Origin of the sequence: Flintibacter sp. HCN-6482, assembly GCF_037892565.1 — a bacterium.
Lineage (GTDB): Bacteria > Bacillota > Clostridia > Oscillospirales > Oscillospiraceae > Lawsonibacter > Lawsonibacter aceti.
In genome coordinates this window covers 1-19,576 of sequence record NZ_JBBKBK010000005.1, presented here as the reverse complement: position 1 = coordinate 19,576, position 19,576 = coordinate 1, and the positions used below count along the sequence as shown (strand labels likewise).

Genomic DNA, 19,576 nt, shown 5'->3' with positions numbered 1-19,576 from the left:
GGAACCGCGGAGCTTCTGGCCTGAACCAGAAGCTCCGCAATCTGGAAGAAAGGAGCACACATTAATACTGGAAGTTCTTGATTTGGTCAATCAGATCTGCGCCATAGGTATCAGCGAACTGATCATATACACTGGCAGTTGCCACACGCCAAGCCTCTTTATCGGGGTTCTCATTAATTGTCATTCCCTTTTCCTTTAAAAACTCAATCTGTTCAGCCTCGCTCTGGCGAATTCCATTCTTTTCCACCAGGCCTGCGTCCTTTGCAGCCTGCATTACAATTTCTTGGTCCTCATCGGTCAACTTTTCCCAGACATTTCCATTCATCAGCAGGCCCATAACTGTGTAAATGTGGCCATCCAGAACCATATACTTCTGCACTTCGTAAAAGTTATCATCACAGAAAGCAAAAATAGGGCCTTCCTGACCGTCTACAGTATTGTTGGAACAAGCCAGATAGACTTCTTTATAGCCCAACGTAGAAGTAGACGCACCCAGAGCGGCAGCTGTGGCAGCCTGAATGGGGTTATCAGGAATACGAATCAGCTGTCCAGCCATATCCTCGGGACCATTGATTTCTCCCTTGTTAGTTGAGTAATGACGGAAGCCGGAATCCCAGTAATCTAGGATCATAACATGATTGCTGTTCCAGATATTGTCTCGGAAAAGCTGCCCTGGTTCACCTGCAAAGACAGCGTCTACATGGTCACTGTCAATAAAAAGATAAGGCAAGCTAAACACATTAAAATTAGAATCCAGTTTTGCTACTGAGCTGGAGCCTACCAGACAAGCGTCTACTGTGCCCATGGCCACACCCTCAGCCATCTCACCCTCGGTGCCCAGAGCCTCATCAGCAAAGACCTCGACCTGAACCGCCCCCTTGGTATTCTCCTCAACCAGCCGTTCAAACTCAGCCAAGCCAGCATAGAAAAAAGATTCCGCATTGTGGCTGGTACCAACCTTGAACGTCACATAGGTTTCACGGCTTCCATCCGCATTGATAGCAGAGGATGAATTGTTATCGCTGTTATTGTTGTTACCTCCGCAGGCTGTCAGTGACAGTAGAAGGACAGCTGCTAACATTGCGCTTATAGTTTTTTTCATTTTTGCGCTCCTTTCTATCGCATATCTTTTGATTACTTCCATTCCATTGCCGCTTTTACGATGTCTCCAGTGTCAATTCCAAGGCACTGGCGAAGGTAAGCACGATTGCCCACCTCACCAAACCGGTCCCGAATGCCAATGCGGCGCATAGGGGCCGGATAGTTTTCCGCCAGTACCTCAGCTACCGCGCTTCCCAGGCCACCGATAATATTGTGGTTTTCCACTGTAATGATCCCTCTAGTTTCGCGGGCAGCCTGAATGATTGCCTCCTGATCTATCGGCTTAATGGTATGCATATTTAGAACCCGTGCCTCAATCCCATTCTCCTTCAGAATTTGGGCCGCTTCCAGGCACTGAGTCAGCATAATACCGGAAGAAATCAGAGTGACATCACTGCCCTTACGCAGTATATCAGCCCTACCAAGCTGATAGCGGTAGTCATCACCGTAAAAACAAGGAGCCACAGCCCGGTCATAGCGAAGATACACCGGGCCGTCCAGATCCAATAGGGCTGGAATCATCTGACGAAGCTGCATACCATCAAAGGGCTCCACAATGGTAGTATTTGCGATTCCTCGTACAGCGGCAATATCGTCGTAGCTCTGATGGGTCCCGCCATTAATTTCAGCGACAATTCCGGGAGACAGGCCTACCAAAACCGCATTCAGTTTACTATACGCCAGAGAAATCGTCAATTGATCCAAAACCCTGCGCGTCATAAAGGGACCAAACGCATGGACAAATGGACGTTTTCCACTGACAGCCAGCCCGGCCGCCACGCCCACCATGTTGGCTTCCGCAATTCCTACATTAAACGCACGGTCAGGATAGGCCTGTTCAAAGTCCCGTGTACCGGAGATCTGTCGGGAATCTGAGTTGACGATACAGATGCGTTCATCCGCTTTTGCCAAGTCGATCAGGGTATCGCAAAAAATTTTTCTCATTTCAACTTTGCTTTCCATGATTTCACCTCCTGATCACCGTTTACTGCAGGTCCTGCAGAGCATCTTTTAGATCTTCCGCAGTCACCGGCATACTATGGGACTTGGTCGTCCCCTCTATTTTTTTCCAGCCTTTTCCTTTTATGGTGTGGAGCACAATCATATTGGGCTTGTCCATACAGGTTTTTGCCTGCTCAATAGCGTCATAGATGGCCTGGAGGTTATGGCCGTCGATTTCCTGAACGTTCCAGCCAAATGCGCGCCACTTAGCTGCCGCATCAATCATGGAGTTGACCTCATCTACCGGGGCGTCAATCTGTTGGCCGTTCAGGTCTAGAAAGCAGGTCAATGAGCCTAGTTTGGCCTGTGCTGCATACATACCAGCCTCCCAGATCTGGCCTTCCTGACTTTCGCCGTCACCAATGATACAATACACTCTGGCGCCGTTCCCATCGATTCGGTCAGCCAGCGCCATGCCTACGGCGGCAGATAGGCCTTGCCCCAGAGAGCCGGTGGTCATATCAATTCCAGGAGTCAAAAGCCGGTCACAATGACTGGGTAGCATAGTACCTGGCTTATTCAGGGTATATATTTCCTTCCGATCAAAATAACCCTTCATGGCCAGAATGGAATAAACTCCGGGACCTCCATGTCCTTTAGAAAGCACAAAGCGGTCTCTCCCAGGCATTTGGGGATTTTTCGGATCGATATTCATTTCCTCATAATAGAGTACAGTAAGTACGTCCACAATATCCAATGCGCCGCCAACATGACCTTTCCCCAGGCTAGCAATCATTTCCATTGTGGTCCGACGAGCCTCCTTCGCCAGTTCAGTCAGCTCCTGAATACTATGTTGCATCACAAAGCTCCTTTCAACAGTTAGATGACCACAGGAAAATAGTCGGATCACTCCTCATCCATGCCATCTTTATAAAATTTACCGAACAGCTCCTGAAGAGAGGGCATATCCTCGGGGATAGGACGGGCCACCCAAGTGGTATTCATATAGTGTTTCAGGGCAATGTTCTCGGAAACGATGTTGCCGCCCCAGGTCCCGCAGCCCATGGAGGACGTGGGAGGCATACCGTTGGTGGCGGATCCGGCATTACCTTTGTTATTGGGCTGGCGCACCATGATGCGGGAGACAGGGGCCGCCTTACCCAGACGGTCAATGTGGCCGTCATCCCAAGAGTAAATACCGCAGGAGTGGCCCTTGCCGCCTACTTCGAAGATGGCCCGCATCATGTCCAGGGCATTTTCAAACTCTCCCTCATACTTGAACAAAGCCAGCAGAGTGGTCAGCTTCTCAGAGGAGAAGAAGTATTCTTTGCCAATCTGATCAATACCACCACCCGTGACCATAATAAATTTCCGGTCCTCGGGGATCTCAAACCCGGCAGCCTCAGCCAGCTTCTGAGGGCTGATGGCCACAGTGCCGGGAAGTCGGTGCCCCATCTCGTCCCACATGACACTCTTGAGCTTCTCCGCCTCTTCTTCGTTAGCTAGATAGCCGCCCTCGGCCTTAAGCGCGTCTACCATTTTGTCATAGATAGATTCGTGGATGACCAGGTTTCCGTCACAGGAACAACCGGAACCGAAATCAGAGGTCTTGGAGATGCGGGTGTTCTGCGCTGCCTCACGCTGGCGTTCAGGAGTATCAGCAGTATTATCGATAATCACAGTAGCATTGCCCGCACCGGATCCATAGGCGGGCGTGCCGGAGGAGTAAGCGGACTTGACCATGGGCCGGCCACCGGTGGCGATAACCAAATCGCAGCGTTTCATCAGTTCCTGAGTCAGAGCGATAGAGGGTTGCTGAATACCCTGGATGATGTCGGCGGGGGCACCCTCACGGAGCAGGACTTCACGAATGATGTCAATACACTTGTTGGTCACCACTTTGGCCCGTGGATGAGGGCTGCAGATGATAACGTCTCGTGCCTTGATAGCGTAGATTACCTGGCCGGCAGGTGTCAGACAAGGATTGGTAGTAGGTACCAGAGAGGCAATTACCCCCACTGGCTTGGCATATTTGACCAGCCCCTTCTCCGGGATTTCTTCAATAGCGCCGACGCTTCTGCTCCGCATACAGTCGCGCAGGATCAGCTTCAGCTTGTTGCGTTTGTTGCGCTTCGTCACCTTATCGCCCAAGTTGGTCTCATCCACGGCCTCATCGCTGAGCTGCGCCCAGACCTTCAGATCATAAAGAGCCGCCGCAACTGCCTGGCACAGGTGATCTACTCTGTCCTGATCGTAAGTCTCAATGATTGCCGCAGCCTTACGGGCTCTGGCAACCATTTCTTCCAACATTTCAATCTGTTCTGTAGTGATCTCTTTTGCCATAGTATTCAACACTCCTTTGATAATTTTGCTGTAAATAACTCTTTTATCTAACCTAAATTTAACATTTAGCACAACCTTATGTCTAATACTTGTTTTGAATTGGATTTATAGAGAAAAATCTATAATTATTTCACCTCTGCCTGTCAGGAGCAGTCCCAACACCAGTGATCTTTAACTACTCTTTGCCTGATCCAAGCTTGACAATTTCCCATCTATCCAATATTCTTTATGTATTAATAGATTCTTTTTATAGAAAGGTGGGTTACTATGACGCTGCTCCAGCTGCAATATTTTCAGGTTTTGTCACACAACCTGCACTATACACGCACTGCTGAGCAGTTGTGTATTTCTCAGCCCAGCTTGAGTTACGCCATCAATGAGTTGGAGAAGGAATTGGGGGTCAAGCTGTTCCAGAAGGAAAACCGGAAGGTTACTCAGACAGTCTATGGGCAGCAGTTTCTTCCCTATGTGGAGCAAGCTCTTACTCTTCTGCAGGACGGTTCTAATGTGCTGCGGCAGATGGCCAACAACGCCCCCCAGATTGTCCGATTAGGATATTTTCACAGCGTTTCCGCCTCCATGATCCCCGCTCTGGTGGACGGATTTTATCAGCAGGAGGAAAACCGCCAGATTCGCTTTCATTTTACAGAAAGCGCTTCCTATGATATCCTGAACCAGATCCGTTCTGGCGCACTGGATCTGGGATTCAGCCTTCATCAGGCCGAGTGGGCGGAGTCGGTAGGGGTTATCCGTCAGCCACTTTATCTGGCAGTCCCCGCCAACCATCCTCTTTCCGGCCACAGTTTTGTTTCCTTTGATGATTTTGCTCACGAGCCGCAGATTATGCTGGAACACAGCAGCAACCTGCGGTCCAATATGGATCAGGTCTTTTCTCAGCATGGGATCATTCCTAATATTGTGTTTGAAGTGCGGGAGTGCAATGCCGCGTTGCAGTATGTCGGGTTGGGATTTGGCGTGTCCGTATTGCCGCAGGTACCGGCCATGGATACGGATAAGGTCTATATCGTTCCTATTTCTGATCAGGAGAAGGAGTTCGTGCGTACCATTTACCTTACCTATCCTAAGATCCATCCCATCTCTCCTGCCGCCCAGAAGGTGCGCGATTATATCATTCAAAATTGCGCGCTCAACACTTGATATTCTGACCCCTATGCCGCCTGCGGGCAGATTTTTTCGACGAGTCACGGAAAGATGGCACTCTCTATCTCCGTCTGAGGAAAAAGAGGACTTTCGGCAATGTTGCCGAAAGTCCTCTTTCTGTATTAAGGTTTATTAAATGTTCAGAAGGAGGATCCATTTGCAAACCGGATCATCTTGAACGCAAAACGTCAACGCAGGAATCCAACTCACTGAGGCACAAATGTCCCACAACAGAGTCATCCGGGTAGCGTCTGCGTTTCCACCTAGGCCCACAAAGCTCCGAAGGGCAAGCTGAAAACCTGTATTCCAAAAGAAAATACTGGAGCAGTACGCCGCTGAACGCTACTTACCCAATCCGAAGTTCTGTGTGGATGATGGATACTCCAGATTCGTTTAACCGCCTGGGCTGAAACCCACTGAACATTGGGGAAAGGTCTCCATATTCGGCGTCCGATACACCGCCATTCATGACAATGTGGATACGGACAGACGCAAGGACTGCACGGCCCATCACATCCGGTCGTGTATATCCTGGATAAGATAGTGCCGGATGAGACACAAAGCATAGCAGAACCCGCATAGACGGAAAAACCTTGTAGATACTTCTGATGTAATATCTGTCGGGGCTCCAGATACCTAAGAAGTTATCCCAACTAAGGGAGTCACAACAGTCACGCAGCCTTTTAATGGAAAAATTTTTCTTAGCGTGAAACAAACCCCTTCTATTTTCGTCTAATAAAACAGATGGTATTCCTGCGTAGAGGAGGAAAGAACATTGAAAAGGGCGCTGAAAGGTTTGCTGGCTTCCCTGCTGGTACTGGCCTGTCTGGGGATTGCCGCGGTTGGCGTTTTGCAGGCCACAGGCTGGAACCTGATATGGGGTCAGTATCTCCAAGCTGGTGACGGTTCTCATATTATGATTGACCGGCACGGTGATCCCATCATTTTGGGAGACCGCTCTAGAACCGGGAACCTGTTCCATGGATCAAGGGATGGAGACACGGTACTATTCCTCTGTTCTGACATTCAGGAGAGCTATCCTGCCCGCTCACGGGCCTATTGGTGCTTCCGCCTGGAGCGTGGCACTGCCTCCAATCTCCCAGTGGATACGCTGGGCCAGCTGAAGGAACTGGGCTGGCTGCCAGCTACATTTTAAAAAAAGAGGGCAGGCCCCACCGGGGCCTGCCCTCTTTTTTTGCCATCACTGAGGCAATACCAGGTCTCCCTCGCGGATCCAGCCGATCTTCCGCAGCATCTCACAGAAGAACCAGGACAGGATGGCAGGGAGAATAAAGCAGATCAGAGCCATACCCAGCCAGTCAAAGGGGGTGATGGCCGCCTTAACTCCTAGAGCCACATCGTTGACCCAGCCCGACCATACGCCGATCTGTCCCACGAAACCGCAGGTCCCCATGCCAGAGGCCACGCCGCCAGCGGGGTCGTTCATCTGGAGGTGAAATACACAGGTGGCGATGGGGCCGGTGATGGCGGAGGCCAACGTGGGGGGAATCCAGATTCGGGGATTCTTCACGATGTTTGGCATCTGGAGCATAGAGGTACCGATGCCCTGGCTGATCAAACCGCCCCAGCGGTTCTCTTTAAAGGACATGACGGCAAAGCCCACCATCTGGGCACAGCAGCCGGCCACCGCCGCGCCTCCGGCCAGGCCGGTGAGGGTAAAGGCGGCGCAAATAGCGGCGGAAGAGATGGGCAGAGTGAGGGCAATCCCCACCAGTACGGCTACGACAATCCCCATCCAGAAGGGCTGGAGAACAGTAGCGTCCTGGATGAGTTGACCAAAAGCTTTGGCCGCGGCGCCGATGGGCGGGGCGATGAGCAGGGACAGGCCCGCGCCTACGAATACGGTGACGGCGGGGGTGACCAGGATATCCACCTTGGTTTCTTTGGATACCATTTTGCCAATCTCAGCGGCGATGATGGCAATGAACAGAACAGCCAGGGGGCCGCCCGCGCCACCCAGTTTGTTGGCGGACCAGCCCACAGCAGTCAGGGAAAAGAGGACCATCGGATCGGCTTTCAGGGCGTAACCGATGGCCACCGCCATAGCGGGACCGGACATATCAAAGGCAAACTGTCCCACATCCACCAAAAAGGAGAGGGACAACTGCTGGCCCAGGGTCTTGATAATGGTGCCGATGAGCAGGGAGCAGAACAGGCCCTGGGCCATGGCCCCCAGGGCGTCGATACCGTACCGTTTGGCGGATATCTCGATGTTTTTCCGTTTTAGAAACTCTCTCATTCGTAACGCGCCTTTCCCACACAAAATAAAAAAGCTGTACAGGTGTCAAGACACCTGTACAGCCCATTATAGCGCGTGAACTCAGTTTGTCAAGAAAATTCCTCCGGCTGGGGATCCAGGCTTCAGTTCTTTCCCCAGTCCGACCAATCAGTGAGGCACAGGTTCAGATCCACCTTTACCGGGATGCCGGGGACCGTGCCGCTGCTAGAATACTGCCACATATGGTAGTGGTAGCGGAAGCTGGTGGGCACCCAGCCGGTGGTGTAGTGGGCCAGCCAGAAGGGCCAGTCCTGGAGCTGGGCCAGGTCCAGGCCGCCAGCATAGATCTTGGAGGGGCTGCCGTAGGTCATGGGGATATAGCCGGCCTCCTCGATGATGTCACAGAAGACTTTGGCGCATTTGGTCACCGTTTCTCCGTCGGTGTCCTTTGTCCGGGAGTCGGAATCACTGACCTCCTCCCAGTCGAAGACCACGGGGTAGGTGATATCATAGCCCTCGATCCACTCCAGAAGCTGGAGGGCCTCCTCCCGCGCCTCCTCCTCCGTGGTAGCCTGGGAGAAGAAGTAAACGCCCACTTCCAGGCCGTTCCTCAGGGCATTTTGGATGTTGTAGTCAAAATAGGCGTCCTTGTTGATGCTGCCCACAGTATAGCCCCGGTAACCCGCCCGGATCATGGCGAAGTCCACCCCGGCACCGGCCACCTGGGTCCAATCGATCTGCTTCTGGTGAGAAGACACATCCACCCCAATGTAGCTGGGGGCGTCCCCCGTATAGGTCAAAAAGCCGTTCTTGACCACAAATCTGCCGCTGTCATAGTCGTTGCTTGGAATGGGGCCAGGCTCCGTTTCCGGTACATGGATGAAGGACAGGTCGTAATTCATTAGGATGACCGCCCCCTGGGCCCGGGTAGCGGTGCCGGTGGGGTCAAACAGGTTGCCCGGCTTGCCGGAGATGAGACCCACGGACCAGGCCCACTCTACCGCGTCGATGGACCAGCTGGCGATGGATTTCCGGTCCGCGAAGGGGGCGGCCACCTGGGACAGCGGCTCCCCCAAGGTGTGCCAGAGAATGACAGCAAGCTGCTCCCGGGTCACCTTGTCGTCGGGACCGAACCGGCCGTCATCATAGCCGGTGACTAGCCCCTCCTGCCAGGCCCAGAGGATGGCGTCGGCATCGGGGTCGTCCAGGTCCACATCGGAGAAGGGACTGGTCAGTGCCTGGTCCTGTTGGTCCAGGTCCTCGTCCTCCTCCGTCCCGCTCTCGAACTCCTCCCGCTCCAGGGACACCTGGGGCCGGTCATAGATCTGATAGAGGGCGGCGGCCACCATGGCACGGGTTAGAGGAGCCTCCGGCAGGAACTCCAGCGCGTCGGTGGCCTCCATCATCCCCTTCTCCCAGCAGTACTCCACCGCGGCGGTGTACCAGGAGTTCTCGGGCACGTCGGAGAGCTTCGTCCCGGCTGCCGAGGCGGGCAGAGGCAGGGTCATGGCCATGGCCAGCAGGCCGGCGGCAAGGGATCTCAGAGTCTTGTGTTTCATAGCGTTCCTTTCTGTCTGTCGTAGAGTGTGGTGAGTGTTGGGTTAGGTGCAGTATACTCAGCTTGTCGAAAGAGCCCTCCCGCAAGGAATTCCGGTGCCCGCAGGCGGCGGAATAAATTTTGAGGCCGTCATTTCCGGCCACTTTTCGACAGTCTCAGTATACTACGGCAGAGCCAGGCTCTGCCAATGGTATCTTTTGGATGGAGCTCACCGCTCCAGCAGGATGCCCTGCCAAGCCAGCGCCTCTCGTACCCGCTCATAGGCCCCCTGGTCCGGGCAGGCCAGGGTGTGAAGGTGGATCCCCTCGGTTAGCTGGGAAAGGGGGGCAGCGGCCTGACTCCGGCACCGGGCGATGAACTGCCCCACCTGATACCGGTCGGATAGCTGGAGCGGTCCGGTGAGCTGGCCGTAGATCGGATGGTCCACGATGACGTCCAGCACCGTGCAGCCCTGGTCTACCATGGCGTTCAATTCCGCCTCCATGGCCTGTCCGTCGTGCTTCACAGCAATCTGCCGCACCAGGCCGGAAGGCGCGTTCTGTACCATATAGCCTCTTGGGGTGGCGGTGATTCCCTGGCCCCCGGCCCGCAAGATGGCCACATCCCCTACAATAATCTGACGGCTGACCGAAAACTCTCTGGCCAGAGCAGTGGCGCTGACCGGGCTCCGGGCCCGCTCCAGCCGTCGGGCAATGGCCTGTCTTCTCTCCTGGGCGTCCATAGCCCTCCCTCCCCTGTCTTGTCATATGCAGTAAGTATATCACTGAGAGGAGAGGTACGCAACGGCACAGACACAGATTTTTCCGGGAACTTTCCGGGAAACCTTGACTTTTCCGCTTGGAATCCATACAATGGACAAGATAAGTCTTCCAATCTCATATCATGATATAAAAGGACTGAAACGACATGGCTCAGAACCCCAACAAAAAGCAGGTGGAACAAATCACCGACATGGAGGTAGACTTCGCCCAGTGGTACACTGACGTGTGTAAAAAGGCGGAGCTGATCGACTACTCATCCATCAAGGGCATGTTCATCTACCGCCCCTACGGCTACGCTATCTGGGAGAACATCCAGCGAGAGATGGACCGGCGCTTCAAGGAGACCGGGCACGAAAACGTATATCTTCCCATGCTCATCCCCGAATCCCTGCTCCAGAAGGAGAAGGACCATGTGGAGGGCTTCGCTCCTGAGTGCGCCTGGGTGACCATGGGGGGAAGCGAGAAGCTGGAGGAGCGCTACTGCATCCGTCCCACCTCCGAAACCCTGTTCTGTGAGCACTACAAAAATGTCATCCACTCCCACCGGGACCTGCCCAAGCTGTATAACCAGTGGTGCTCCGTCCTACGCTGGGAGAAGACCAGCCGCCCCTTCCTGCGCCACCGGGAGTTCCTGTGGCAGGAGGGCCACACCATGCACGCCACCCCGGAAGAAGCCCGGGAAGAGACCATGCGGATGCTCAACGTATACGCCGACTTTATGGAGAATGTGCTGGCCATGCCTGTGGTCCGGGGCCGTAAGACGGACAAGGAGAAATTCAACGGCGCCGAGGAGACCTACACTGTGGAGTGCATGATGCACGACCGAAAGGCCCTTCAGGCGGGCACCAGCCATTACTTCGGCGACGGCTTCGCCCGTGCCTTTGACATCACCTTCACCGGCAAGGACAACCAGCTCCACTACCCCCATCAGACCAGTTGGGGCGTGTCCACCCGGATGATCGGCGGCATCATCATGACCCATGGCGACAACAACGGTTTGGTCCTGCCCCCCCGCGTCGCCCCCATCCAGGCGATGGTCATCCCCGTAGCCCAGCACAAGGAGGGCGTGCTGGAGGCGGCCAACGCCCTGCTGGACCGGCTGAAGGCCGCCGGCATCCGGGCAGGCCTGGACGACAGTGACCAGTCCATGGGCTGGAAGGCCGCCCAGTACGAGATGAAGGGCGTGCCCCTGCGGGTGGAAATCGGCCCCAAGGATATGGAGAAGGACCAATGCTGCGTCTGCCGCCGGGACTCTGGGGAGAAGGTCTTTGTCCCCCTGGCTCAGTTGGAGGACAAGGTGAAGGAGCTGCTGGACTCGGTCCACGACGGACTATTTGCCCGGGCCCAGAAGAACCTGGAGGACCACACCAAGGTGTGCCACACCCTGGAGGATGTCAAGGCCTTTATGGAGTCTGAGGGCGGCTTCGCCAAAACCATGTGGTGCGGCGAGCTGGACTGCGAGCTGAAGATGAAGGAACAGGCCGGGGTCAGCTCCCGGTGTATGCCCTTGAAGCAGGAGAAGGTGGGCGACGTATGCGTCTGCTGCGGCAAGCCCGCCAAGCACTCCATCCTCTGGGGCGTGGCCTATTGATCGCTGGCATGCAGAAAAACAGGGCCGCCGTTTTTCAGAACGGCGGCCCTGTTTTATGCCTTTTGCCCCATGGGGCGCGGTCTGTCCGGCGGACGGAGCTTCAGTTCAGCACGATGGCCTGGACCGCCTCGATGAGGTCCACGGCCCCGGAACGGGCCACCAGGGAGACCGGCTCCCCGTCCACCACCGCCAGGCAGTGCTCGCCGTCCCAGCGGTACAGCTCCACCGCCACCTGCGGGAATGCGTCGTTGTCCAGATAGACGGTCAGGGCAATCTCCTGCCGCTGGGAAGGCCGCTCGTCAGTAAAGCTGTCGGCACTCAGGCTCTCCAGCGCCTCCTGGAACGCGGAGATATCCACTTCCTCCCCCTGGTAGAGCCAGGTCCGGTCCTCGCCCTCGCCCTGGGCGGTAAGGGTATGGCTGGCCCCCTCCAGAGTAACTTCGATCTGCCAGATATCCCCAAAGTCGGCGGACAGCACCTCCTGGTGCCGCAAGTCATTGTAGGAAGCGGCCATCAGCTCCTGGTAATCCTCCGACGTAATTTGATAGACGATCTGGGAATCTCCCACTCGCAGATAGGCGGTAATCGTCTCCTCTTCCTCCGTTTCCCCGGTATCTGCCGCCTCCTGGGCGGCCAAGCGCTCCTCCGGGTCCCGGCTGATGTGGAGTATAAGAGTACCGGAGGCCTTTTCCTCTGCCCTGTCCTCGGCTGTATAGTCCACGGTCACCGTCAGCTCCGGCTCATCCAGGCCATAACTGGCCAGTTCCTCCTCAGTAGCATGATAGGTCACATAGTTGTTGGGGGCCAAGTAGCTGATATTATGCAGGTAATCCTCTACCCGCCCAGTGTCCAGCGGGAGCGTCTTTCCATCCCGCTGGGTAAAGTAAATGTCCTCCTCGCACCAGCTTGCGGAGTTGTCCTCCTCATAGGTGACTGTATAGTTCTCCACCCCGTCAAACCGCAGCCGGGTCACCTGATCCAGCTCCGGGATGTCGTCGTGGTTTATCATGTCGCGGAGCCCCGCGTCAAACTGGTCCAGGGGGTCGCTGGCGGCCAGATACACCTTTCCATCCCCAATGGACACATATCGCTGGGAATCCATGGCGCTGAAGTCGCCGAGCAGTATCTCGTAGTTGTTCTCACCTGTACCCAGCGTAATGGTGCATACTGGGTCATCCAGGCCGTACTGGCTCGGATCCTCCACCTCCTCAATGACGAAGGCCGCCGCGAAGGATTGGAACGTCTCCAGCAGCTCGCCTACCTTTTCTCCGTCCACGGGGAACGTCTCATCTCCATCATAGAGCCAGTCCCCATCCCGGTGAAACGACAGTGTCTCCCCCTCATAGGTCCAGGAGAGGGTCTGGACCGCGTCACTGTCGATCTCCAGGACGACCTCTCCGCTGGTTTCAATCCGCTCCTGGCGCTCTTGTACCTGGAGGGCGGCAAATGCCGCAACGCAGCACACCGCCAGGACAGCTAGTAAAATCACGATCCGTTTAGACCGGTACATTTTGCGCACGCCTCCTCTTCAAGACCACCCAGATCCCGATGCCCAGATACAGCAGGGGGAACACGCCGATCATCACCACCTGAAGCAGAGAGGACACAGCGTCGTTGATAGTCAGATAATTGTAATTCAGGGATTTGCTCCGGATGGCCATGGCCTCGCTCTCTCCAATCAGAGAGGACACCGCGTTCATCGCCAGGTCCCCGTTGGCCCCGGAGGAATAGGCGTTGTACATATCATCCAGGAACGCGGAGGAGGAAAACCAGATGATCTGACCTCTATTCCCACAGTCGATGGATACCGCCAGAGCAAAGGGGCCGTCGATATCCCCCTCCTCCTTCTCGTAGGTGTCCAGGTCATAACCGGCGGCCTTGCTGAAGGAGGCGGCCGAGGTGGTGAGCAGGGAAGTCACCCCGCTCCCCTCCCCGTCAGCCGACACCGTCAGTCCCTGGGCGATGGGCATGATGGCCAGGTAATTCTCCTCGATCAGCGAATCGGTAATCCCGTGGCTGTTCATGTCGGGCAGCAGGATATAGGGGACCTGGAAGGCGTAGTGCTCCCGGTCGCCCTCCACCACTACGCCCTCATTGGGTGTCACACCGTAGCTGGCAATCAGCCCGTACAGCTCATCCAGAGGGTCTTCCTGGGTGGGGCCCGCCATGACCAGCAGCTTGCCGCCGCCGCTGGTATACTCGTCCAGCATCTCCACCTCCTTCTGGGACAGGTCGCTATCCGGGCCGTAGATCATGACACAGCCGGCATCCTCCGGCACTGCGTCCACGGTGAGCAGGGAGAGAGGATCGACTTGGATGTTTTCTTTCTCCAGCTGTTCCTGGAAGGTGGCGGGCAGCTCCGCCTCCCCGTGTCCCTCCAGTAGATAGAGCTGGGGCAGCTCCTCCGCGGTCACATAGTCGATGGCGGAGGTGATGGCCCCCTCACCGTCAAAGGAGGTATTGTAGGAGTAAGAGTATATGTCCGCCTCCTGGATATAGATATCGTTGTAGCTGATATAGCGGCTCCGATCCCCACACTCCACGATCAGGCTGTTGTTAGTCACCGTCTCGTCGGTGTACTGCTGGGCGAAGGTGGGGAATACGTCCGGGTTCTTTTTCACGACCTGGATATGGTCAGAGAGGCTCTCATACTTATTGAGTAGGTTTTCGATTACGTCGTCCTCTTTTCCTGACTGGACCACCCAGTAGATCGTTACATCCTCCTCCAGCGCGTTGACCACCACCTTGGTGTTGCTGGTGATGGAGTAGAGCTTGGTGGCGCTCATGTCGTACTTGGTCAGGTTGGAGGGGAGGGCGGAGACAAAGACATTGACTGCCACCAGAATGGCCAGCACCACCGCGGTGACGACAATGGAATAGGCGCCGCCCCGAAAGGCGTTCTGGTTTCCCTCTCTCTGTGGGGCCGATTGGAAAAGTTTTGGCTTGCGCATCAGTTATACCTCCTCTTCTCCAGGGACTGGACCGACAGGAACAGGAAAAATACGATCACAGCAGCATAGTAGACAATGGCTGTCATATCGAAAACTCCGTTGACAAAGACATAGAAGCGTTCGAACAGTGACAGCTGTGTCATGATTTTGGGGAGCAGCCCCTCAAAGGAGGCCGCATCCATCTGATAGGCGACCACGGTGACCGCCAGAAGGAGAAAGCTGACGCCGTAAGCCAGCGTCTCATTTTTGGTGAGGTATCTTATGATCCCCCACAGGGCCAGTATCAGTACACAGATGGCCACCATAGACCCGAATGCGGTGGAGGATACATACTCAGACAGGCTCACGCTATAATAGTTGAACAGGATGACCGCAATGCCGATGCCGGCGGCAAAGCCCTGGTTATCCGTAAGGGAGGAGAGGAACATCCCCAGTGCGATCAGCGCGGCCCCCAGGACCAAAAAGGCCAGGATAGAGCCGTAGGAGGTGGGCAGGTATACGTCCCCGTATTGGGAGAAGATCAGCGGGTACAGGGAGATCAGACACAGGGGGACGGCATAGACCACCAGCAGAGCCAGATACTTGCCCAGGACCACCTGCACCGTGGTAATGGGCAGGGAGTAAAGCAGCTGATCCGTCTTTTGTCTGCGCTCCTCCGCAATGACCCGCATGGTCAGGATAGGCACGATGACCACGAAGATCAGGCAGCCATAGCTGAGTACGAACTCAAAATTGCTGACCGCGGCCTGAATGTTGTAGCGCAGAGCGCCCAACCCAATAAAGGCCAACAGAAAAGCGCCGAAGATATAGGCTGTCAGCGAGTGAAAATAGTTCTTCAGCTCATGTTTCCATACTGCTATCATCCCTGCTCCACCTCCCCTTCCGCTCCATTTTCATCATGAGGAGATGCCTCCGTTAGCTCCAGGAACACGTCCTCTAGGCTGGCTTTTTTCAGGCTCATCTCCAGCAGGGGGATTCTCCTGTCGGCAAAGGCAAAAAAGATAGCCCTAGATGCCTCGTGGATGCGCTCCAGCCCGGTGTGGATGCAGGCTGTGACCAAGCCCTGCTCTCCCTCTCTCCAGTCGATGTCCGTGATTCCAGGAACCCCAGACAGGGCGGCCTTGACCTCGTCCTCGGGCGCCTCCGCCGTGATGGTGATCTCGTTTGGCGTCATCAGAGTACGCTCCAGGTGTTCCGGAGTGTCGAAGGCCACCAGCTTTCCGTGGGCGATCATGATGATCTGGTCACAGATGGTCTGGACCTCGGAAAGGATGTGAGAGCTGAAGATCACCGTGTGGGTCCGTCCCAGCTCACGGATCAGGTCGCGGATCTCAATGATTTGGAGCGGATCCAGCCCCACCGTGGGCTCATCCAGGACAATGACCTGCGGGTTTCCCAGCAGCGCCTGGGCAATACCCACCCGCTGCCGGTAGCCCTTGGACAGAGCGGAGATCCGGCGGCCCCTCATCTGCTCTATTCCAGTCTGCTCCATGACCTCCTCTATTTGGTTCTTCAGCTCCAGACCATGCAGCCCTTTGGCCTCCCCCACGAAACGCAGGTACTCCTCCGGGGTTTCGTTCATATACAGAGGCGGCTGCTCCGGAAGATAGCCAATGAGCCGTTTGGCCTGATTCGGCTGCTCAAAAATGTCGTATCCTCCGATTCTCACATGACCCTCCGTCGCTGACAGGCAGCCGGTCATCATGTTCATCGTAGTAGACTTCCCCGCTCCGTTGGGCCCCAGGAATCCATAGATCTGTCCGCTCTCGATCCTAATGCTTAGATCAGAAACCGCGGTGATATCCCCATATCGTTTGGTGAGATGTTCGATCTCGATCAAGGACGTTTCCTCCTTTTCTTTCAATGGAGCCATTATAAAGACAGAACTTAAAACCAAGTTAAAAAAGGTCCGCCACCTTTTTTAAGTAGATTTTGAGTTTGACTTTTACAATGGCAGGCAGAAACCCGCCTACACGGCGGGCTGACAGGAGGTATGAAAAATTGAAATCGATCTATCGCACGGCATATGTCTTGTTGTTCACATTTTTGCTCTTGTTTTCCGGAGGGTGTACTGATACAGTAGAGGCAGACCATTCCTCCTCATCCTCCGCGCCTCCCCTCGCTTCCTCCGGCGACACCGGGGAAGGAAGCCTTACCATCCTCGCCAGCTTTCAGCGGGAGGACGGCAGTCCCCTGACCGAGCAGTCCATCCGGCTCTCCGCGGGTGACAAAAGCGCGGAATATCCCCTGGATGAGTGGGGGGAGCTGCGGGTTTCCGGCCTTCCGCGGAAAATGACTCTGGAGGTGACCGTTCTGGATAAGGAGTCGGGTCCTCTGGGTACCATCACCATCTTCTTCTCCGAGGGCACTGTCATTGACGCCTCTACCGATCAGGAGGGGGCGGGGTATGTGGTGGTCAAAGAGGACACGGAAGCGGTTGATCTGCTCTTTGTCCTCTGTGACGATGGCTCCATCCAATGTGATCTGGACCTGGGCCGGGACATCGCCTGACTGGACAGCATGCGCAGGGGGATGGCCGCTCCGTATCGAGGTAATTTAGCCGGGGAGCGTATCACTTTGGGCTTTTCTGCCCAAAAGGAGGGATCTGAATGCGGATCTTGGTCGCCGATGATGAAACAGAGATGACAGACGTTCTGGAGGCTCTCTTGAGTCGGGAGCACTATGCGGTGGATATCGTCCATGACGGGCAGGACGCCTTGGACTATGGGCTGACCGGGAATTACGACTGTCTGGTCCTGGATATCATGATGCCGAAGCTGGATGGGCTCCAGGTCCTCCGGGCACTCCGGGACCGGGGCATCTCAACTCCTGTACTCCTACTTACCGCGAAAAGTCAAGTGGCCGACCGGATCGCCGGATTGGACAGCGGTGCGGACGACTATCTCCCCAAGCCCTTTCACCCCGGCGAGTTTACGGCCAGGGTGCGGGCTCTGACCCGCCGGGGCACGGAGTACACCCCCGACCTGCTCTCCGCTGGGAACATCACCCTGGACCGCACCACCTTCGAGCTGCGCCGCGGTCCCTCCTCCATCCGTCTGGGCAGCAAGGAATTCCAGATGCTTGAGCTTCTGATGTGTCATATCGGTTGCCCCATCTCCACAGAGCGGTTCATGGAGCGGATCTGGGGCTATGACAGCGAGGCGGAGATCAATGTGGTCTGGGCCTATATCTCCTATCTTCGGCGGAAGCTGGAGTCTCTGGGCGCTAATGTCCGCATCGTAGCCCGCCGTGGGCAGGGATACCTGCTGGAGGAGATCTCATGATCCGCTCTTTGCGCCGGAGGTTCCTCCTCATCGCCATGCTCTCTCTGCTGGGGACGCTGGCCGTCCTGTGCACTGCCATTGGCCTTGGCGCCCACTACACCGCCACGAGCCGGGCGGACCGCGCCATCACACTGCTTTATGAGAACGACGGCGTATTCCCTGCCCCGGCGGAGACTCACGACCCGGCTGCGGCCTTTGGGTTCCACATTACCCAGGAGACTCCCTTCGAGACCCGCTATTTCATCGTGGAATTGACCGCCGACCAGGAAGTACGGGGCGTCGATATCGACCATATCGCCGCCGTCGACCGACAGGCCGTAGTAGAGAGCATCAACGAGATCCTCTCCTCTGACCGGCCTCGGGGCTATGCCAACTACTACCGCTATGGCATATTTCATCATGAGGATGGAGGAAGCACTATTGTCGTGCTGGACTGCTTTCTCCAGCTCCAGTTCGCCTATAACGCCCTCCGTATCACTGTCATCGTGGCCATCTCCTGCGCCGTAATCGTCTTTCTGCTGCTGATGCTACTGTCCAAACGAGCGGTGAGACCCTTCGTGGAGAATCTGGAGCGGCAGAAACGGTTTGTCACCGACGCCTCCCATGAGCTGAAAACGCCGCTGGCTATTCTGGCGGCGGACGTGGAGCTGCTGCGTCAGCCGAATACCGAACAAAAGTGGATCGACAGCGCCCAGGCACAGATTACCCGGATGGACAAGCTGATTAAAAACTTGGTGGAATTGGCCCGGACAGAGGAAACCATAGAGGACAGCGCCGTTACCTCCTTTTCTCTCAGCGAGGTGGCTCAGGCCAGCGCAGAAGGCTTTCAGCCGCTGGCAGAGGCGGAGGGCAAACGCCTGGAGGCCCACATCCCACCCGCTGTCGAGCTCCGTGGGGTGCAGGAAAATATGTTTCGTCTGTTTTCCATTCTGCTGGACAACGCGGTCAAATACTGTGATCCAGGGGGAACGATCCGTCTCTCCCTGGGCCAGCGGGGACGGAATATATATCTCTCTGTCTCCAACCCCTGCGCGGGGGCGGATACCGCCCAGTTGCCCCGCTGGTTCGACCGCTTTTACCGGGCGGACTCCTCCCGCGCCCGCGCTACCGGCGGCTATGGGATCGGCCTGTCCACTGCGAGGGCAATCGTGTCCCGGCACCGCGGCCGGATTACCAACCGCTGTGAAAACGGCCAAGTCACTTTCTCTGTCGTGATCCCACAGTTTCCAAAGGTTAGAAAAAGCGCAGTACATAGATGAGCATCTGCTCTCCGAGACATAAGGAACAGGGACTTTGATATGCGTGACATATGTATTTTAGGGCGCAGAAACAGTATCACGCCCTCCGGTGGGGCAAGGGCCACATCGGAGGGCGTGAAGGCCATATTTTACGTTTTCTTTCTCAAGTCAGTTGGCATCCATTTTTATCACTAAACATAACTTATATCCTCTCCATTTCAGCAATACCAAGCTCCTCCATGGTATGTGCATCTTGACCGCATCAAGACGACAAATGCATGGAGTATGCGAAACGCTATGATGCTGCCCCTAGAGATCACGATAGTTCTTCTCTATCAATGGAAGTTATCTTTAGCGTATTGAAGCAGTTCCTCCCGGAAGTCAGGGTGAGCAATAGCGGCCATGGC

At 55.6% G+C, this 19,576-nt stretch carries 17 protein-coding genes; 6 read left to right on the top strand and 11 right to left on the bottom strand.

Annotation, left to right across the window (positions count from 1 at the left end):
* Window positions 1–61: 61 nt before the first annotated feature.
* Genes WKS99_RS12670 through WKS99_RS12655 form a run of 4 tightly spaced genes read right to left on the bottom strand, consistent with a single transcriptional unit; the run spans window position 62 to window position 4,386 of the window.
* Window positions 62–1,144 (bottom strand): TRAP transporter substrate-binding protein, encoded by a 1,083-nt coding sequence (locus tag WKS99_RS12670; RefSeq protein WP_340406352.1) that lies wholly within the window; start codon window positions 1,142–1,144, stop codon window positions 62–64.
* Window positions 1,135–2,064 (bottom strand): transketolase family protein, encoded by a 930-nt coding sequence (locus WKS99_RS12665; RefSeq protein WP_186853164.1) that lies wholly within the window; start codon window positions 2,062–2,064, stop codon window positions 1,135–1,137. Before WKS99_RS12665 ends, WKS99_RS12670 begins: the two co-directional genes overlap by 10 nt.
* 22 nt (window positions 2,065–2,086) lie before the next feature.
* Window positions 2,087–2,902 (bottom strand): transketolase, encoded by an 816-nt coding sequence (locus tag WKS99_RS12660; protein WP_186853165.1) that lies wholly within the window; start codon window positions 2,900–2,902, stop codon window positions 2,087–2,089.
* Between the two features lie 47 nt (window positions 2,903–2,949).
* Window positions 2,950–4,386: an aldehyde dehydrogenase family protein gene (locus tag WKS99_RS12655; RefSeq protein WP_186853166.1), complete on the bottom strand. Its 1,437-nt coding sequence runs from the start codon at window positions 4,384–4,386 to the stop codon at window positions 2,950–2,952.
* 267 nt (window positions 4,387–4,653) lie between these two features.
* Between WKS99_RS12655 and WKS99_RS12650 the strand changes: the two genes are divergently transcribed.
* A complete protein-coding gene (locus tag WKS99_RS12650) occupies window positions 4,654–5,544 on the top strand; it encodes a LysR family transcriptional regulator (RefSeq protein ID WP_147571114.1) in 891 nt (296 codons plus the stop codon).
* Between the two features lie 778 nt (window positions 5,545–6,322).
* On the top strand, window positions 6,323–6,703 hold the full coding sequence (locus tag WKS99_RS12645; protein ID WP_340406348.1) for a hypothetical protein: 381 nt from the start codon (window positions 6,323–6,325) through the stop codon (window positions 6,701–6,703).
* Between the two features lie 45 nt (window positions 6,704–6,748).
* On the opposite strand, the gene WKS99_RS12640 is transcribed toward WKS99_RS12645, so the two are convergent.
* The 3 genes from WKS99_RS12640 to WKS99_RS12630 form a co-directional block, all read right to left on the bottom strand.
* Window positions 6,749–7,807, bottom strand: a complete 1,059-nt coding sequence (locus WKS99_RS12640; protein ID WP_240286642.1) for a PTS transporter subunit IIC — start codon at window positions 7,805–7,807, stop codon at window positions 6,749–6,751.
* Between the two features lie 122 nt (window positions 7,808–7,929).
* The gene (locus WKS99_RS12635; RefSeq protein WP_240286640.1) at window positions 7,930–9,345 is read right to left on the bottom strand and encodes a GH25 family lysozyme; all 1,416 of its coding nucleotides are present in this window, start codon (window positions 9,343–9,345) and stop codon (window positions 7,930–7,932) included.
* A gap of 207 nt (window positions 9,346–9,552) precedes the next feature.
* Entirely contained in the window at window positions 9,553–10,065 is a 513-nt protein-coding gene (locus WKS99_RS12630) for a transcription repressor NadR (protein WP_240286638.1), read from the bottom strand.
* Window positions 10,066–10,250: 185 nt separating this feature from the next.
* On the opposite strand from WKS99_RS12630, the gene proS reads away from it, so the two are divergent.
* Window positions 10,251–11,696: a proline--tRNA ligase gene (gene proS, locus WKS99_RS12625; RefSeq protein ID WP_340406344.1), complete on the top strand. Its 1,446-nt coding sequence runs from the start codon at window positions 10,251–10,253 to the stop codon at window positions 11,694–11,696.
* Window positions 11,697–11,796: 100 nt separating this feature from the next.
* On the opposite strand, the gene WKS99_RS12620 is transcribed toward proS, so the two are convergent.
* Genes WKS99_RS12620 through WKS99_RS12605 form a run of 4 tightly spaced genes read right to left on the bottom strand, consistent with a single transcriptional unit; the run spans window position 11,797 to window position 16,487 of the window.
* Window positions 11,797–13,206 carry a DUF4340 domain-containing protein gene (locus tag WKS99_RS12620; protein ID WP_340406342.1) on the bottom strand — a complete coding sequence of 470 codons (1,410 nt, stop codon included), beginning with the start codon at window positions 13,204–13,206 and terminating at the stop codon, window positions 11,797–11,799.
* Window positions 13,193–14,647 carry a GldG family protein gene (locus WKS99_RS12615; protein WP_340406340.1) on the bottom strand — a complete coding sequence of 485 codons (1,455 nt, stop codon included), beginning with the start codon at window positions 14,645–14,647 and terminating at the stop codon, window positions 13,193–13,195. The genes WKS99_RS12620 and WKS99_RS12615 overlap by 14 nt, the downstream gene beginning before the upstream one ends.
* Window positions 14,647–15,510 carry an ABC transporter permease gene (locus WKS99_RS12610; RefSeq protein ID WP_147571122.1) on the bottom strand — a complete coding sequence of 288 codons (864 nt, stop codon included), beginning with the start codon at window positions 15,508–15,510 and terminating at the stop codon, window positions 14,647–14,649. Before WKS99_RS12610 ends, WKS99_RS12615 begins: the two co-directional genes overlap by 1 nt.
* Window positions 15,507–16,487 (bottom strand): ABC transporter ATP-binding protein, encoded by a 981-nt coding sequence (locus WKS99_RS12605; RefSeq protein WP_262669895.1) that lies wholly within the window; start codon window positions 16,485–16,487, stop codon window positions 15,507–15,509. Before WKS99_RS12605 ends, WKS99_RS12610 begins: the two co-directional genes overlap by 4 nt.
* A 161-nt stretch (window positions 16,488–16,648) precedes the next feature.
* Between WKS99_RS12605 and WKS99_RS12600 the strand changes: the two genes are divergently transcribed.
* From WKS99_RS12600 to WKS99_RS12590, 3 genes are all read left to right on the top strand, one after another.
* Window positions 16,649–17,158, top strand: a complete 510-nt coding sequence (locus tag WKS99_RS12600; protein ID WP_340406335.1) for a hypothetical protein — start codon at window positions 16,649–16,651, stop codon at window positions 17,156–17,158.
* A 98-nt stretch (window positions 17,159–17,256) separates the two neighbouring features.
* Window positions 17,257–17,931 carry a response regulator transcription factor gene (locus WKS99_RS12595; protein ID WP_147571125.1) on the top strand — a complete coding sequence of 225 codons (675 nt, stop codon included), beginning with the start codon at window positions 17,257–17,259 and terminating at the stop codon, window positions 17,929–17,931.
* Window positions 17,928–19,190: a sensor histidine kinase gene (locus WKS99_RS12590; RefSeq protein WP_147571126.1), complete on the top strand. Its 1,263-nt coding sequence runs from the start codon at window positions 17,928–17,930 to the stop codon at window positions 19,188–19,190. Before WKS99_RS12595 ends, WKS99_RS12590 begins: the two co-directional genes overlap by 4 nt.
* Window positions 19,191–19,576: the final 386 nt, after the last annotated feature.

Coding starts and splice junctions, on each gene's coding strand:
- WKS99_RS12670 (WP_340406352.1), bottom strand. CDS start 1,144: ATGGAAGTAATCAAAAGATATGCGATAGAAAGGAGCGCAAAAATGAAA.
- WKS99_RS12665 (WP_186853164.1), bottom strand. CDS start 2,064: ATGGAAAGCAAAGTTGAAATGAGAAAAATTTTTTGCGATACCCTGATC.
- WKS99_RS12660 (WP_186853165.1), bottom strand. CDS start 2,902: ATGCAACATAGTATTCAGGAGCTGACTGAACTGGCGAAGGAGGCTCGT.
- WKS99_RS12655 (WP_186853166.1), bottom strand. CDS start 4,386: ATGGCAAAAGAGATCACTACAGAACAGATTGAAATGTTGGAAGAAATG.
- WKS99_RS12650 (WP_147571114.1), top strand. CDS start 4,654: ATGACGCTGCTCCAGCTGCAATATTTTCAGGTTTTGTCACACAACCTG.
- WKS99_RS12640 (WP_240286642.1), bottom strand. CDS start 7,807: ATGAGAGAGTTTCTAAAACGGAAAAACATCGAGATATCCGCCAAACGG.
- WKS99_RS12635 (WP_240286640.1), bottom strand. CDS start 9,345: ATGAAACACAAGACTCTGAGATCCCTTGCCGCCGGCCTGCTGGCCATG.
- WKS99_RS12630 (WP_240286638.1), bottom strand. CDS start 10,065: ATGGACGCCCAGGAGAGAAGACAGGCCATTGCCCGACGGCTGGAGCGG.
- proS (WP_340406344.1), top strand. CDS start 10,251: ATGGCTCAGAACCCCAACAAAAAGCAGGTGGAACAAATCACCGACATG.
- WKS99_RS12620 (WP_340406342.1), bottom strand. CDS start 13,206: ATGTACCGGTCTAAACGGATCGTGATTTTACTAGCTGTCCTGGCGGTG.
- WKS99_RS12615 (WP_340406340.1), bottom strand. CDS start 14,647: ATGCGCAAGCCAAAACTTTTCCAATCGGCCCCACAGAGAGAGGGAAAC.
- WKS99_RS12610 (WP_147571122.1), bottom strand. CDS start 15,510: ATGATAGCAGTATGGAAACATGAGCTGAAGAACTATTTTCACTCGCTG.
- WKS99_RS12595 (WP_147571125.1), top strand. CDS start 17,257: ATGCGGATCTTGGTCGCCGATGATGAAACAGAGATGACAGACGTTCTG.
- WKS99_RS12590 (WP_147571126.1), top strand. CDS start 17,928: ATGATCCGCTCTTTGCGCCGGAGGTTCCTCCTCATCGCCATGCTCTCT.